This window comes from Paenibacillus periandrae, assembly GCF_022458865.1.
GTDB classification, from domain to species: domain Bacteria; phylum Bacillota; class Bacilli; order Paenibacillales; family NBRC-103111; genus Paenibacillus_S; species Paenibacillus_S periandrae.
The window spans coordinates 146497-161882 of record NZ_JAJNMU010000006.1 but is presented as its reverse complement, the minus strand read 5'-3'; the positions used below and the strand labels follow the sequence as shown (position 1 = coordinate 161882).

Sequence of the window (15386 nt, the reverse complement as noted above, 5' to 3'; positions counted from 1 at the left end):
TTGTCCTCAAAAGCGCAAGTATATGATACAATGAGAACCATTATACATGCAGTATGGAGGAAGCAGTATGCCCTCGCGTTATTCTTTTTTTATCAAGCTTATGACATTTACTACCTTGATCAGTACCATTCCGCTCCTATTTCTCGGAATCTACTCATTCTTCCAATCGACTTCCACGGTTCAAACTAAAGTTAACGAAGCCAACGTGTTCATCCTGCAGCAGTCGCAAAGCCGCGTCGAGCAAATTCTCAAAGTTATTGAGCAAGTATCAGGTCGTTTTGCTGAATCGCCTTTAGTTATTAATTCTGTGTCGAGGCGTATGGAGATTGAAGACTTTCAGGATGTTGATTTGCTCGTTAAAGGGCTCCTTGGTGTTCAAACCTATGAGCTTGGTGTTAAAGACATTGAGCTGCATAGTCTTCAGAACGGCTGGTATATCAAGGATAGCGGTTTTTACTTTGGAACGGATATAGCGAAGATCCCTGTTTCTTTGAATGCTGCCAATAATTCCCGTTGGATGCCGGAGCAGAGTCCAACCTTTGCCGGCTTGAAGCTGGTGAAGGCCATTCCTGCCACAGCTGCGGAACCAAAGGGTTATTTGTCCGTCCGTGTATCCAATACAGAGCTTGCCAAGCTGCTCACGCAGGGCTTTTCAACTCGGGAAACGATGATTCTGGACGATAAAATGAATATTATTATTCACAGCAATGTGAAGAGGATCGGTCAAAGCGTAGCATCCGAGCCCTGGCTGCAGGAGCTCAAAAACACGGATCAGACGCATGGTTATATCAACAGCACCTCACAGGGAGCTTCGTACAGTGTTATCTATAACCAGTCTCGTTATAATAACTGGACTTATGTGTCGATCATTCCTTTGGAGGAGGCGAAGAAGGAGTCCGCCTCGATCGGTTGGGCAACGTTGACAGCTGTTGTGCTGCTGCTGCTTTTTACCGGACTGCTGTCTTATTGGGGCTCCAGACGCATGTATTTTCCAGTACGCAGTCTGATGGAATTTACGATGCGCCACAGCAAGCCTACGAGTGGAGGCGCTGCGGTTAAGGATGAATTGCAATGGATTGGTACGCAGTTTGCATCCTTGCATCAATCTAATGAACAGCTAGAGGGGCAAATGAAGATCCAATCCGCACAGCTGGTCGATTATTTTATGCTGAAAATGTTTCAGGGCGAGCTGTATCGCAGCGAGCTGGAGGATAAAGCAGCCAAGTTTCAATTCCCGGTCTGGCGCCGTTATGCGGTGCTGGTTCTGCAAATCGATACACTTGCGCAAACCCGCTATAATGCGAATGAACAGGATTTGCTCCTGTTTGCCATTAATAATATGGCGTCCGAGCTGATTCCGCCGCCGCAGCGAATTCATGCGATGCCGATAGATAATTATCAGGTGACACTTGTTGGTAGTGATGCCGACAATCAAAGCGAGCTGCTGAGTGAGCTGGGCAGTCTGGCCGAGTCGATTCAGCGGGCAGCTGCTGAATATTTGGAGCTGAAGGTTAGTATCGGGATTAGCAGGCCGTATGAGCTGCTCTACACAACGTCGCAAGCCTTCCTGGAAGCGAAGGAGGCTCTTCAATACCGGATTCGTCTAGGAGAAAAGGCAATTCTGTATCTGGATGATCTGAAGCCGCAGCAGGAGTCACGTCATTATTATCCGCATCATTTGGTATCAGAGCTTACGCAGGCAATCTCCTTTCTCGATAAGGACAAGGCCGGAGAGCTTCTCCAGCAGTTCATACAGGATGTGCTTCGGGTCGAAACCGATCCTCACTTGTATCGGATGTCATTCGCGATGCTGCTGACCGATCTCGCCCGAATGCTCTACGATATGGGGGATACCGGAGAGCTGTTTTCTCAGGATCACCGCAATGAGTACGAGCAGCTGTTCAGTCTGAGGACGCCGCAGGAAATTGAAGACTGGTTCAAAACCCAGATTATTTATCCGATGATGGAGCTGACCCGCAATCGGCATGAATCATCAGGCAAAAGCATTTCACGTTCGGTGATGGATCTGGTACAGGAGCATTATGACAGCGATCTGACGCTGGAGCAGTGTGCGCTGCGTCTGAATTACAGTACCCACTACATTCGCCGGATGTTCCGTAAGGAAACCGGAATGAATTACAGTGACTATTTGGCCGGGTATCGACATGATATGGCCAAGAGCTGGCTGAGTGGGACCGATATGAAAATTACGGAAGTCGCTGAGCGGCTGCAATATACGAATGCACAAAACTTCATCCGGCAGTTCCGCAAGCTGGAAGGAATGACGCCGGGACAATATCGGGAACAGAAAATGAGTGAGCTGTAAAGGAATTATAAAGGAGCCAGGTTATGAATACCGGGAGCTCCTTTATGCTGTGTTTAAATCCATTATGCAAAGCAGGTTATCACGCATGAACCATAACGAACCGTCTACATATCGTTTCAGTGAAGCACCTATTTGGGAGCTGCAGCGAGCTTATTATGAGGAACAAGGAATTCGTGCCTGGCAAAGTGAAGAAGTTCCGCAGTACATTACGAGTAATCCGATGATTGCAACTGCGTATGCGGAAATCATCTTCGGATTTCTTCAGGATAGAGCCAGATTAGGCCATATAACTGAACCGGTTATGATTGTGGAGCTTGGAGCAGGCTCAGGTCGATTAGCCTGTCAGGTTCTGAAGGAGTTATGTGAGCTTAAGGATTATGCAGGCCTCCCGCTGCCTCCTTTTCGCTATGTGATGACGGACTTAGCTATCCGCAATATTTCGTATTGGCAGCAGCACGAGAGCTTGGTTCCCTATGTCGAGCAAGGGATATTGGATTTTGCACAATTCGATGCGGTGACGGGAACAGAGCTGCATTTGACGCAATCGGGCGAGCGTATAGGACCTGCTGAAGTGGAGCAGCCGCTGCTGATTATCGCGAATTATTTTTTTGACAGTATCCCGCAGGAACTGCTGTATGTGGATGAGGGCCGCATATTTGAATGCGACGTTTCGCTGCATGTCGCGGATGAAGCCACCAAGCGGAGTCCATCGGATGTGCTGGAGACCATCATCCCTGAGTACCATTATCGCAGAGCGGCTGAATACGAACAGGAATCGTACCCTTACCGCAGCCTTATCGAGCTGTACACGGACAAGCTGGAGGATTCGCACGTTCTGCTTCCGGTCGTGGGATTGATCTGCTTGGAACGTCTTGGTCAGTTGTCGCAAGCAGGCTTTTGTCTGCTCACCGCAGATAAGGGAGACCATCGATTGGAAAGCTGGGAATTCGCCGAACCTCCCAAGCTGATTCATCACGGAAGCTTCTCTTTGGAGGCCAACTACCATGCTATTCAATATGTTTGTGAGCACAAGGGTGCGTTAACCTTATTCACGACGCATCAATATAACAATTTAAATGTGGGCTGCATCCTTATGCTGCAGGAACCGGTCATTTATGCCCATACCCGTCTCGCATATCGGCGGTTTGTAGATCGCTTTGGCCCGGATGATTTTTTTAGTCTCAAAGCCTGGTTTGAGGAGCAACCCTCTGTCATGGAGCTGCCGCAGCTGCATGCCTTTTGGAGATTAAGTGGTTACGATGCTCAGTTGTTCCTTCATAGCGCTGAGCGCATCGAGGAGCTGCTGCCCGTATGTAGCGAGCATGCAATGAAAGATATTTGTCATGGGCTGCATACGATGTGGAAGAGCCACTACCCTATGGAAGAGAAACCGGATTTAGCTTTAGCTTGCGGGAGGCTGCTGGTTCAAATGGATTTGTTCGAGGATGCGCTGCTCTTCTTTGAACGGTCACGTTATGTAGATGATGCAGATTCTCATATCCTATACACAATGGCGCTTTGCTATTATGAGGTCGGCAAAGAAGCTGCTGCAAGAAACTATGCCCATAGAGCAGTAGCCTTGGACCCTGATCATGAAGGGGCTTCGGCGCTTCTGGATCTATTGTAGGTGGGCGCTAGCCTCCAATGACCGATTATCAGATGCGGCAGGATGATCCCTGGATCCATTAAATCCAGAGTGATCTTCCTGCCGCACAACTGTTACTTTCTCCGTTGGATTCATTTCTTTTTCATAATCGGTATCCATATCTCACTTTTAAAAGTGGGTGAGGTTACATCCTTGTCTGCATTCCACAGCATTTCCGGACCTTCTATTTGTTCATAGCTGGAGGATGGAAACCATTCGGAATAAATACGTCCCCACACATTTTGCAATGTATCAGGAAAGGGTCCGATGGCTTCAAATACTGCCCATGCTGAGGCAGGGACCTCGAGCTGTGTGAGATTATCCGGACACGCCTTGGTTGTTGCTGCACCAATATAGTGATCAAGCTCCCCTTTTTCCTCCATCCTGCCTTCTGAAAAGTTTGTCGATGCACTAAGAAGTCCTATAGGCTCAACATTGGAAAGGCTTTTAAGGTTCTGGATCGTCTCAGCATCTAAGCTTTTCCACATCGAGGCAATCTCCGGATTAACCCCGTTAAATATGATCGGAACTCTTTTCTTAATACCAACAATGCGAAATGCTTCTTTATCCTCAATTCTATAATTCATTTCAATTCCTCCTTTAATGGTTAGCTGGAAGGTCATAGGCGGGTAGGCTTTCAGAGAATGGCCACTATTTCTGGCTTCTGACGGTGTAATCCCATGCAAATGATGAAAAGCTCTTGCAAACGAATCGGGAGAGCCGTAACCGTATTTTATTGCGATGTCAATGACCTTTACGCTGCTGTCCTTCAACTCAAATGCTGCCAAAGTAAGGCGTCTGCGTCGGATGTATTCCGATAACGTGATGCCTGAGAGAAAGGAAAACATTCTTTTAAAATGGTATTCGGAGCAGTAAGCCTGTCTTGCTGCTTCTTTAAAATCAATCTCACTCGTAAGATTTTCCTCCATGTACGTTATCGCTTTATTCATGTTCTTAAGCAAATCCATTTAATTGACCTCCTTGATTCATACAATAGCAGAAATCGAAAACGTCCATCCGACATTTCGTGCACAATGATGTTGGGTTTGCGGGTCTGCTTTCAATGATTACAGATAAGGGACGCAAGTGATTATTATCCATGCTGAATCGCAGCTAAACCCTTGATATCACTGGGAAAGAGCAATTGGAGCGCTGTTGATTATTGAGCGCAATTCGGAGTCCTTGGTATGCTGACGCTATCAACAGGAATGAAGGAGGACGATGATTGGTGGAACTAACTTCTGTGCCGGCACAAACGGCCAACCGGAGCAAAGCCCGCCGAAGATTACAACGTCTGATGAAAAACAGGTGGCTGTATCTGATGGCACTCCCGGGTATGCTCTTCTTTATTATTTTTCGCTATTTTCCGATGTGGGGGTTGCTCATTGCCTTTCAGGACTATCAGCCAGCTCTTGGCATGATGAATAGCAATTGGGTCGGACTTAAGCATTTTGAACGTTTTTTCTTTGATGCTTCCTTCGGTATGCTGTTCCAGAACACGCTAATATTAGCTATTTACAATTTGGTGTTCTTTTTTCCACTGCCGATTGTACTGGCATTATTATTGAATGAAATTCGCATGGAAGCGTTCAAGCGTACGATTCAAACCATTGTGTACATTCCGCATTTTGTATCGTGGGTTGTGGTTGTCGGGATCTCGTATATCTTCTTCACAACCGAGGGCGGAATTGTCAATGACATGCTGGTAGCACTGGGATTTTCCAAAATCGATTTTCTAATTTCCAGTGATTGGTTCCGAACGATGATCGTATCGCAGGTTGTATGGAAGGAAACCGGCTGGGGAACGATTATTTTCCTGGCAGCATTGGCAGGCGTTGACCCTCAGCTGTATGAGGCGGCAACGATTGATGGGGCCGGACGATTCAGACGGCTGTGGCATATTACACTTCCAGCGATCCGCGGCGTTATTGTTATTTTGTTCATTCTGCGGCTTGGATCTTTCCTGGATACCGGATTTGAACAAATCTTCCTGATGCTTAATTCGATGAACCGCGAGGTTGGCGAAGTATTCGATACGTATGTCTATAATGTCGGCATTCAGCAAGGACAATTCAGCTACAGCACAACAGTCGGTTTGTTCAAATCGCTGATCGGGCTGGTGCTTGTAGTGGGCGCTAATCGAATGGCCAAAAAATTCGGTGAAAGCGGCCTGTATTAAGAAAGGGACGGTGCAGGATGGTTAATAAAGGCTTGGGCAGCCGTATTTTTGACGGCTTTAATTATACTTTTTTATTCGCATTCGCTTTGATTACGATAATCCCGTTTATTTACATTGTGTCGGTTTCCTTTGCAGAGCCGGAAGAGGTGCTTCGTCGTGGCTTTATCCTCTTCCCGACGACCTTCTCGCTGGAGGGATACCGTTACATTTTCTCCACGGATACGATTGTTCGCAGTCTGTTCGTGACCATAGGCATTACCGTGGCAGGTACGCTGATCAATCTCATCTTCACCTCGCTGCTGGCTTATCCGTTATCCAGACAGGATTTCGACGGTAGAAAGCTGTTCATGATGCTGATTGTATTCACCATGCTGTTTAATGGCGGTATTTTACCTACCTTTATCGTAGTGAAAGCGATGGGACTATTGAACACCTACTGGGCTTTGCTGATTCCGAATGCGATCAGTGCCTTCAATCTAATCGTGATCGTCAGTTTTTTCCGGCAACTTCCGGATGGTTTGGAGGAAGCGGCAAAGATTGACGGCTGCAGCGATCCGGGTATATTGGTGCGTATCGTGCTTCCTTTGTCAGCGCCGGTGCTGGCGACGTTTGCCTTATTTTATGCGGTAGGCCATTGGAATACCTTTTTCAGTGCGATTCTGTACATTAACAATTCGAAAATGTGGCCTATTCAGGTATGGCTGCGGCAAATTGTGATCTTGTCCCAGGGCGGAATTGGCGACTCGACCCAGTTCGATCAGAACTTTGTAGCGCTGCCGCCGCAAATTATCAAGATGGCCGTTATTGTCATCTCAACCGTACCGATTTTGCTCGTGTATCCTTTTTTACAGAAGCATTTTGCCAAAGGGGTACTGCTTGGTTCCGTAAAAGGTTGAAACGGATTCGGACAATTGATGTTCGGGACACGTTCACATACAATTAGATTAGGGGAGGCACATTCACAATGAAAAGACGTAACGGTATAAACAAAGCAGGCATCGCCACAATGGGTATTATGGTAGGAGCTGCGGCCATGCTTGCAGGCTGCGGCAGTGACAGCGGCAAGGCTCCTGCGGCCAGTCCCGCCAGCAATAATGCGGCCGTAGAAAACAAAGGACCGCTAAAGCTCAGCATCATGACGCTTATGTATTCCGAGCCGCCCAAAGCTGACAGCGAGGCGCAAAAGAAAATCGAGGAATATACCAACACCAAGCTGGATATTTCCTGGGTGCCGAATTCCTCTTATAAAGAAAAGGTTAATGTTACGATTGCTTCCGGTGAGCTGCCCAAGGCACTGCTCGTTCAAAATAATAAGGATTCCAACATCCTGGCTGCCGTCCGTTCGGGCGTCTTCTGGGAGGTAGGACCGTACCTGAAGGATTACCCGAATCTATCCAAAATGAATAAGTCCGTGTTCGATAACATCAGTGTGGACGGCAAAATTTACGGCGTATTCCGGGCACGTGACCTTGCGCCGAGCGGCATTATTTTCCGCAGTGACTGGTTGAAAAACGTCGGACTGAGCGAGCCCAAAACGATTGACGAATTATACAATGTGCTGAAAGCCTTTACACTTGACGATCCTGACAAAAATGGAAAAGCAGATACCGTAGGACTGACCGATGAGAAAACGATGGATGGCTTCGCGGTAGTCGCCTCATATATGGGCGCACCCAACGGTTGGGAAGCCAAGGACGGCAAGCTGAGCCCGGATTTCATGTCGCCTGCTTATTTTGAAGCGATGAAATTTTACAAAAAGCTGTACGACGAGAAGCTGATCAAGCAGGATTTCCCTGTACTGAACAATCAGCAGAAGAAGGATGATATTAACCAGGGCAAGGCAGGGGCGGTCATCTCCAGCATGCTGGATGCGCCGAATTATCAAGCATCCCTGACCAAGTCGTTCCCTGGTGCTGATGTGGATGTGGTCAGCCGGATTAAAGGGCCACTGGGTGAAAGAACACCAGCCGGACAAGGCTACAACAGCGTGTTTATGTTCCCTAAATCCAGCGTAAAAACAGAAGCCGAGCTGAAGCAGATCCTGGGATTCTTTGATAAGCTGTCTGATCAGAAAATGCTGGACTTACTCGGATGGGGTATCGAGGGAAGACACTATAAAATGGAGGACAATAAGCCAACCTTCACGGATCAGAAGCTGTTTGACACGGAGATTGGCTCCAGCTTGCTTCAATTGCAGGTAGCCAAATATTCGGCGAAAACAACGGGTAAAGAAACACCTCTCATGGAGAAATATGGTAAAATGATTACAGACAACGAAGCTATCGCTATTAACAATCCGACCAATCCGCTTGTATCGGATACACAGACGACCAAGGGCAATGAATTGAAGCCGATCATCGATGATGCCCGTACCAAGTTTGTATTGGGCAAGCTGGATGAAGCTGGCTGGAAGCAAGCGATTGAGCAATGGAAAAAAGCAGGTGGCGACAAGGTTATCGAGGAATACAGCGCACAATACGCAAAAATCAAAAAATAACCGGATCGAAACAGAGAGGGGCAGCGATGCCCCTCTTGTATGCTGCAATCAGCTCGGTCATATCTGGGTGTGAGGAGAGGGAACAATGACAAGTAAACACATTAACGTACTGCTGATTTCAGGGAATGACCAGCACAAATGGCATAATTGGGAGGAAACAACGCCACTTATCAAGGAAGCGCTGGAGGAAAATGGAGCGATTCATGTGACGGTGTCTTATGATATCGAAAGTCTGGCGGAGGAAAGTTTGCTTGCTTTTGACGTCATTGCTTTCAATTACTGCAATTGGCAGGACCCGACCGAGCTGAGCGAGCAAGCCAAGACTAATGTCATTAAATTTGGCGAACGAGGCGGCGGGATTGTCATTCTGCATTTTGCCAACGGCGCGTTTCATTTTTCCCTGCCGGAGGCCGGACAGTCGGATTGGCCGGAATATCACCGCATCGTGCCCCGGGCATGGAACCATCATGGCAAGAGCAGGCATGACAAATATGGCGAGTTTGAAGTGTTTATAACGGACAATACCCATCCGATCACAGAGGGGATTGCGTCTTTTACCATTACGGATGAACTATATTTTGATCAAGAGGGCGACGTGGATATCCATCCGTTATATGCTGCACATTCGAAGATCACGGGTAAGGAAGAACCACTTGCCTGGGTAAGTGAATATCGCAACTCAAGAGTATATCAAACGTTGCTTGGACATGATCGTAATGCTTACCTTGTGCCTGAGGTGAGGGAAATACTGAGGCGGTCCGTAGTCTGGGTAACCGAAAAGGAGCAGCAATCATGACGAGCACCAAGACAGTTTGCATATCGGGTACCGATAGAGGGATTGGGCTGGCATTAACCCACCAATTGCTGATTGCGGGCTATACGGTATTTGCGGGTGGCATCGTGCCGAACAATGAACAGTTGAAGGAGCTTCAGGGACATTTTCCACAGCAGCTGCACATCTTTACGTTGGATGTAGGCAGTGACCAGAGCGTAAGGGAGGCCGCTGCATTCATTGAGAGTAAGACCGACAAGCTTGATCTGCTGATCAATAATGCGGCGATACTCGGTGATACGCAGGCTACTGTAGAGGACACTATTGACTTCGATGAAGTCCAGCGAGTGTACAATATTACGGCAGTTGGCGCGATTCGCTTGTCGAACGCCTTGATTGGCCCGATTATGAATGGTGGGAAGCTGATCGTCAATATTTCCTCGGAGGCAGGCAGCATCGGGAACAATCAGCGTGAAGCGTGGTTCGGATACTGCATGGCCAAGACGGCATTGAATATGGGCTCCTCCCTGATTCATAACACCATTCGCAAGCAAGGCGGGCGTGTTCTATTGCTGCATCCAGGCTGGGTGAAAACCTTCATGCACGGTGCCTGGAGCGACAAAGGGAGACATACGCCGGAGGAAGCAGCCGTACATATCCGGAACCGGATTGAAGCGCTTAAGGATATCCAGCGTGAGCAGCCGATTTATGTAGAAGCGGATACCGGTAAAGAATTACCGTGGTAAGCATACAGGCTGCATGCCGTAGACGTCAATATCGTGGCGGGTCAGATTCTTTTGTGAATATGCAGCCGGTATTGGTGTGGTGTGCTGCCCATCGTATGGCGAAATACACGGCAAAAGTAAGAAGGATTGGGTATTCCGACTCGGACCCCGATTTCCGGAATGGATAATGATGTTGTAATCAGATACACACAGGCGTGCCGGATTCTTGTTGCCTGCGTGTAAGCGACAATGGTCGTTCCTGTGGCCTGCTTGAATAAATGGGCGACATGGTAGTGGGAGAGGTGAAGCTCCTCAGCCAACTGCTCCAACCGAAAAGGCTCATGATAATGCTCCTCGATCCACTGCATAACCTCTTCAGCCCGATGATGATGCCTTCTCGCAGGTAAGGAGGAATTGTCCTCGGGCTTATACCCTAATGACTTTAATTGGCGAAGAAAGCCAAGCAGGAAAAAATGAAATTCCTCCTTGATTTCATGGGTGTTCATTTTGGATCGCGCCTCGTTAAATGTCCCCATAAGCGTAATAATTGGCTCGGACTCCCGAATGCTGTGTACCGGTATAACGTTGGTTTGCTGCTGCAAATCAAGAAAAAACCGTTCAATGACAGGAAAGCTGGCCCAATAGGGCTTCAGCAATGCAGGGTCGAACTGGATGACGGTTCTGATGAAGGGTGAATCGGAAGTGACATGTATTTGCACGCGATGCAGCTGAAAGGGCTGGAAAATCATTAAGGTATTGGGCTCGATGGCATAGGCTTTACCTTCAATAATTAAATTACCTCTTCCTGTATGCACATAAGTGAACTCCATCTCGGGGTGGGCATGGAAGACTTCTTTAAAATTTAGCGTTGACGTTCGCCGATAGTCAAATTGGAACGGATCGGAGGCGATGCTCATCCTCTGGGTTCACCACACTTCATATTAATAATAGCAAGATATGAATATTTTATCACAACATCGCTGCATAAAATAAGCCTGGATTCGATTATGATGAAGATATGAAAAAGCACTAAGTATCTTAATCTGGAGGGATTCAGCGATGTTGAAGGTAGCGATTATCGGAGCGGGAGCGATAAGCCCGTCTCATATCCAAGCTTATTTGAAATTTTCGGAGCGCTGTGAAATTGTGGCGATTTGCGATATTTATGTGGACAAGGCGCAGTCGCGTATCGATCAATTCCAATTAACCGCGGCCAAGGCCGTTTCGGATTATAAAGAGCTGCTGGGGCTGGACATTGATCTCATATCCGTGTGTACACCTCCCTATACGCATGCGCCGATTACGGTCGATTTTTTGCAGGCTGGCAAGCATGTATTGGTTGAAAAGCCGATGGCATCCTCGCTGCAGGAATGCGATGAAATGAATGAAGCCGCCCGCAAGAGCGGCAAGATCTTGTCGGTCGTCGCTCAAAACCGTTTTAAAACACCAATGATGAAGCTGAAATCGGTTCTGGAAAGCGGACTGATGGGCCCGATAGTTCATGCACAGGTTGATTCCTTCTGGTGGCGTGGACATTGCTATTATGATTTGTGGTGGCGTGGTACCTGGGAGAAGGAAGGCGGGGGCTGCACGCTTAATCATGCCGTGCATCATATCGATGCGTTCCTGTGGATGATGGGACGTCCGAGCGAGCTTCAGGCATTCATGAGTAATACGTCGCATGATAATGCCGAGGTTGAGGATCTGTCTATCGCCATGCTGCGTTTCCCGTCCGGTGCATTGGCTCAGATCACAAGCTCCGTCGTCCACCACGGCGAGGAGCAGCAGCTTATTTTCCAAGGCAAGCAGGCGCGCGTCTCGGCACCATGGAAGCTGAAGGCGTCGAGCTCGAAGGCTAATGGGTTCCCTGAACCGAATGTTGAATTGGAGCAGGAAATCGTCAAGCTGTATGAGGAGCTGCCGGAGGTAGCGTATGAAGGCCATCAGGGTCAAATTGATAATGTGCTGCAGGCTATCGAAACCGGTGCTCCCGTGCTTATCGATGGGAATAGCGGCCGCAGCACGCTGGAGCTGATTCTGGGCATTTACAAATCTTCAAGCACAGGCGAAAAAGTAACCTTCCCGATTAGCGCGGACGATCCTTTCTATACCCGTGAAGGGATTCAGGCGAATGCTACTCACTTCTATGAGAAGAAGGCATCGGTTGAGAACTTTCAGGATCAGACGATTACAACAGGCAGCAGCTTGAAGTCAGGCAGCTGATTCGATTAAGGATTGAACATACAAAAGCAGCAGGTCTTAGGACTTTCCGAGACCTGCTGCTTTTGTATGTCCGGTAAGGACAGATTTTATTATCCCGCCATTAAATTGACGGAGTCCTGCGGAGAAAATACGGATATATGGTCTACTTGTCCGGTTGATTTAGGGATGATGAATTTGAGCTGAAATTGATCATTAGCTTTGAAGATGTAGATCGTATCGTCACCGTTCAACTTGATGTCGGCGGGTTTGCCCAATGTCTGCTCGATCTGCTGAAGCGTGAGCTTGTGCAGAGAAGGATCATTGGAACGAACATCGAATATAAGCATGCCTTTGTTAAAGCCGAGCACGGCGTTCTTTTTACTATAGGTGGCGTAAACAAAGCCTTTGCCTGCTGAATCCTGTTTATCGGCTTTACCCCAATCCTTTTCTACCTCATCAATTAGTGCGGTATGCGCCGCATACTTAATGCCAGGAATCTTGCCTTGTTTGGCTTGATTGAGCAGTTCTTTAAGCTGCTTACTGGTGTCTTCAGATCCTGCCGCCGCTGTCGGTGCCGGAGAGGGTGCAGTTGCAGTTGTTGGGGAGGCAGCTGTCGGTGCCGGGCTTGGGGTCGTGTTGTTCGTCGGTGCAGCAGGTGTAGTTGCTGCAGGCGCAGGCGCGTCAGGTGTCGCGGTCTTGCTATCTGAATTACAGGCTGCAAGCGTAAGTACACCTGCGAGCATCATGGAGTAAGCCAAAGCTTTAATCTGTGGTTTCATGGTGTTATCTCCTTTATAGATATCATCCTGCTCATTGTTGCAGCTGTTTAGGCTGCTTTCAATTAGACGGACGATATCCACTGAAGGTTGCATTTATCTGTTTACTGCAAACGGTAATCGTCGGTTTTTTCCCCATCCTCCCAAATTTCCACGAAAAGCGCATCGCAGTCTTCGAAATCCTCTGGCTTGAAAGCTAGTGCGTTGTCCTCGTCTGTACCTACATACACATTGTCCATAGACTCTCCATTAAAGGAGAGGATCACATATATTTTCATGTTATGAATCCTCCAAAGTTTGATATTCGACATTATAACACAAAAGCTTGCCAACACCGATGCTTTATCATTTTTAAATAGAATTGAATATAAATACATTAAAATGTATAATTATTAATGTTAAATTTGGGGATTGAGGTGTTCGGGTATGGGCAATACAGTGTTTGTCGATGGTCAAGAGGGAACTACTGGTATAAAAATATTCGAGTATTTATCCAAAATCACAGGTATCCAAGTGTTAGCCATTGATCCTCTGAAAAGAAAAGATCCGCAAGCTCGCAGTGAGCTGCTGAATGCTGCTGATATTGTTTTTCTATGTCTTCCTGACGCTGCCGCCAAGGAGTCGGTTTCACTTGTTACCAACAGCAAGACCAAAATCATCAACACGAGCACTACCTTTAGGACTGACCCCGATTGGGTGTATGGCTTACCTGAATTAACAAGCAGCCAAAGAGAAGCGATTCGCAGTGCAGCGCGAGTGTCGGTGCCCGGATGCCATGCTACAGGCTTTATCCTTAGTCTGAGACCACTTATTGACGCTGGTGTCGTACCGAGAGATTACCCCGTTAGCTGCTATTCGGTAACAGGCTATAGCGGCGGCGGAAAAAGCAAGATCGAGATGTACGAGGATGCTTCCATCGTGAATGAGAGAAAGCTGGACGTACCCAGACATTATGCTCTGCAGCAAACGCATAAGCATATCCCAGAGATGCAAAAGTACACCAACCTCCAGTACGAGCCGCTTTTTACACCTATTATTGCCAATTACTATCAAGGTCTGGCTATGTCTGTTCCTTTAATCAAACGGAATCTGACCAAACCAATGTCTGCCAGGAACGTGCATGAGCTACTGTCAGCCTATTATGAATCCGAACCGTTTGTGCGTGTGATGCCGTATGAATCCGATGCTTATCTGGATGAGGGTTACTTTAAGCTGGCAGAGTGCAGCAATACGAATAGGATTGAAATCTTTGTATTTGGCGAGGGGGATCACATCCACCTGTTATCGAGGTATGACAATTTAGGCAAAGGGGCGTCAGGAGCAGCTATTCAAAATATGAACCTGATGCTGGGATATGACGAAGGGTATTGTTTAATCTAACAGCTGCTTGATTATTTTCTGCAAATATACAATAGTATTAGTAGGCTAGCAGAACAGTAGGATGAGGAGAATATGGATGAGTATCTGGGAAAAGTTTGCGATGAAGGATTATTGTTCAATCGTTACTGGAGGGGCAACAGGACTTGGAAAAGCGATGGCCGAGGCACTTGCAGACATGGGATCACATATCGTCATAGCTGATTTGGATCAGCAGCGGGCCGAGCAAACGGCTGAGGCACTGCGCACGGCAAAAGGGGTCCGTGTACTGGCGATCCAGGCGGATGTCACCAAGAGTGAGGATGTTGAGCGTATTGTCGAAGAGACGCTCGCTTCCTTCGGTAAAATTGATGTGCTGGTGAATAATGCGGGTATCGTGCGTAACGCCAAGGCGGAGGAAATGTCCTTTAAGGATTGGTCTGATGTGATTAATGTGAATCTCCATGGTGTTTTTCTGATGGCACAAGCAGTAGGGAAAGTAATGATTCAGCAGCGCAAAGGTTCCATCGTGAATATTTCATCGATGTCCGGAATTATTGTAAATACGCCTCAATGCCAAAGCTCTTATAATGCTTCCAAGGCCGCTGTCATTTCATTAACGAAAAGCTTGGCTGCCGAGTGGGCAGCTCATTCGGTCCGGGTGAATACGATTGCTCCCGGGTATATGAAAACAGAGCTGACACAGCCTTTCTTTGATAACGGCGGAGATATGACGAAGCTGTGGATGGAACGGACTCCGCTTGGCAGACCGGGAATTCCAGAGGATTTGGGCGGAATTGTCGTATATCTGGCTTCTGAGGCTTCCGCTTATGCAACCGGTGGGGTATTCGTGGTGGACGGCGGGTATACGGTACTGTAGCTGGAACAGGAAAGCTAGCTAGGGATAG

Annotated in this window: 14 protein-coding genes; 10 read left to right on the top strand and 4 right to left on the bottom strand. The window is 47.6% G+C overall.

The window, feature by feature from the left end; translation table 11 throughout:
* The first annotated feature begins 67 nt into the window (after positions 1 to 67).
* Together LRL21_RS11610 and LRL21_RS11605 are read left to right on the top strand one after the other, a co-directional pair.
* The gene (locus LRL21_RS11610) at positions 68 to 2326 is read left to right on the top strand and encodes a helix-turn-helix domain-containing protein (RefSeq protein WP_240415935.1); all 2259 of its coding nucleotides are present in this window, start codon (positions 68 to 70) and stop codon (positions 2324 to 2326) included.
* An 85-nt stretch (positions 2327 to 2411) separates the two neighbouring features.
* On the top strand, positions 2412 to 3953 hold the full coding sequence (locus LRL21_RS11605) for an SAM-dependent methyltransferase (protein WP_240415934.1): 1542 nt from the start codon (positions 2412 to 2414) through the stop codon (positions 3951 to 3953).
* Positions 3954 to 4063: 110 nt separating this feature from the next.
* Here the strand turns inward: LRL21_RS11605 and LRL21_RS11600 are convergent, their stop codons facing one another.
* Positions 4064 to 4939 carry an AraC family transcriptional regulator gene (locus tag LRL21_RS11600; RefSeq protein ID WP_240415933.1) on the bottom strand — a complete coding sequence of 292 codons (876 nt, stop codon included), beginning with the start codon at positions 4937 to 4939 and terminating at the stop codon, positions 4064 to 4066.
* Positions 4940 to 5268: 329 nt separating this feature from the next.
* Between LRL21_RS11600 and LRL21_RS11595 the strand changes: the two genes are divergently transcribed.
* The 5 genes from LRL21_RS11595 (at position 5269) to LRL21_RS11575 (ending at position 10165) form a co-directional block, all read left to right on the top strand.
* Positions 5269 to 6150 carry an ABC transporter permease gene (locus LRL21_RS11595; protein WP_420832444.1) on the top strand — a complete coding sequence of 294 codons (882 nt, stop codon included), beginning with the start codon at positions 5269 to 5271 and terminating at the stop codon, positions 6148 to 6150.
* Positions 6151 to 6167: 17 nt separating this feature from the next.
* Positions 6168 to 7046: a carbohydrate ABC transporter permease gene (locus LRL21_RS11590; RefSeq protein ID WP_240415932.1), complete on the top strand. Its 879-nt coding sequence runs from the start codon at positions 6168 to 6170 to the stop codon at positions 7044 to 7046.
* 68 nt (positions 7047 to 7114) lie between these two features.
* Positions 7115 to 8647: an extracellular solute-binding protein gene (locus tag LRL21_RS11585; protein WP_240415931.1), complete on the top strand. Its 1533-nt coding sequence runs from the start codon at positions 7115 to 7117 to the stop codon at positions 8645 to 8647.
* 85 nt (positions 8648 to 8732) lie between these two features.
* Positions 8733 to 9443: a ThuA domain-containing protein gene (locus LRL21_RS11580; protein ID WP_240415930.1), complete on the top strand. Its 711-nt coding sequence runs from the start codon at positions 8733 to 8735 to the stop codon at positions 9441 to 9443.
* Positions 9440 to 10165 carry an SDR family NAD(P)-dependent oxidoreductase gene (locus LRL21_RS11575; protein WP_240415929.1) on the top strand — a complete coding sequence of 242 codons (726 nt, stop codon included), beginning with the start codon at positions 9440 to 9442 and terminating at the stop codon, positions 10163 to 10165. Before LRL21_RS11580 ends, LRL21_RS11575 begins: the two co-directional genes overlap by 4 nt.
* Before the next feature lie 41 nt (positions 10166 to 10206).
* Here LRL21_RS11575 and LRL21_RS11570 read toward each other — a convergent pair whose 3' ends face one another.
* Complete coding sequence (locus LRL21_RS11570; RefSeq protein ID WP_240415928.1) at positions 10207 to 11061, bottom strand: AraC family transcriptional regulator; 855 nt, start codon at positions 11059 to 11061, stop codon at positions 10207 to 10209.
* A gap of 142 nt (positions 11062 to 11203) precedes the next feature.
* Here LRL21_RS11570 and LRL21_RS11565 point away from each other — a divergent pair, with 142 nt between their 5' ends.
* Complete coding sequence (locus LRL21_RS11565) at positions 11204 to 12367, top strand: Gfo/Idh/MocA family protein (protein WP_240415927.1); 1164 nt, start codon at positions 11204 to 11206, stop codon at positions 12365 to 12367.
* Positions 12368 to 12456: 89 nt separating this feature from the next.
* On the opposite strand, the gene LRL21_RS11560 is transcribed toward LRL21_RS11565, so the two are convergent.
* Both LRL21_RS11560 and LRL21_RS11555 read right to left on the bottom strand, forming a co-directional pair.
* The gene (locus tag LRL21_RS11560; protein ID WP_240415926.1) at positions 12457 to 13125 is read right to left on the bottom strand and encodes a YjgB family protein; all 669 of its coding nucleotides are present in this window, start codon (positions 13123 to 13125) and stop codon (positions 12457 to 12459) included.
* Positions 13126 to 13226: 101 nt separating this feature from the next.
* Positions 13227 to 13400 carry a hypothetical protein gene (locus LRL21_RS11555; protein ID WP_240415925.1) on the bottom strand — a complete coding sequence of 58 codons (174 nt, stop codon included), beginning with the start codon at positions 13398 to 13400 and terminating at the stop codon, positions 13227 to 13229.
* Between the two features lie 148 nt (positions 13401 to 13548).
* Between LRL21_RS11555 and argC the strand changes: the two genes are divergently transcribed.
* Both argC and LRL21_RS11545 read left to right on the top strand, forming a co-directional pair.
* Positions 13549 to 14502 (top strand): N-acetyl-gamma-glutamyl-phosphate reductase, encoded by a 954-nt coding sequence (argC, locus tag LRL21_RS11550; RefSeq protein ID WP_240415924.1) that lies wholly within the window; start codon positions 13549 to 13551, stop codon positions 14500 to 14502.
* A gap of 76 nt (positions 14503 to 14578) precedes the next feature.
* Complete coding sequence (locus LRL21_RS11545; RefSeq protein WP_240415923.1) at positions 14579 to 15358, top strand: SDR family NAD(P)-dependent oxidoreductase; 780 nt, start codon at positions 14579 to 14581, stop codon at positions 15356 to 15358.
* The last annotated feature ends 28 nt before the right edge of the window (positions 15359 to 15386 follow it).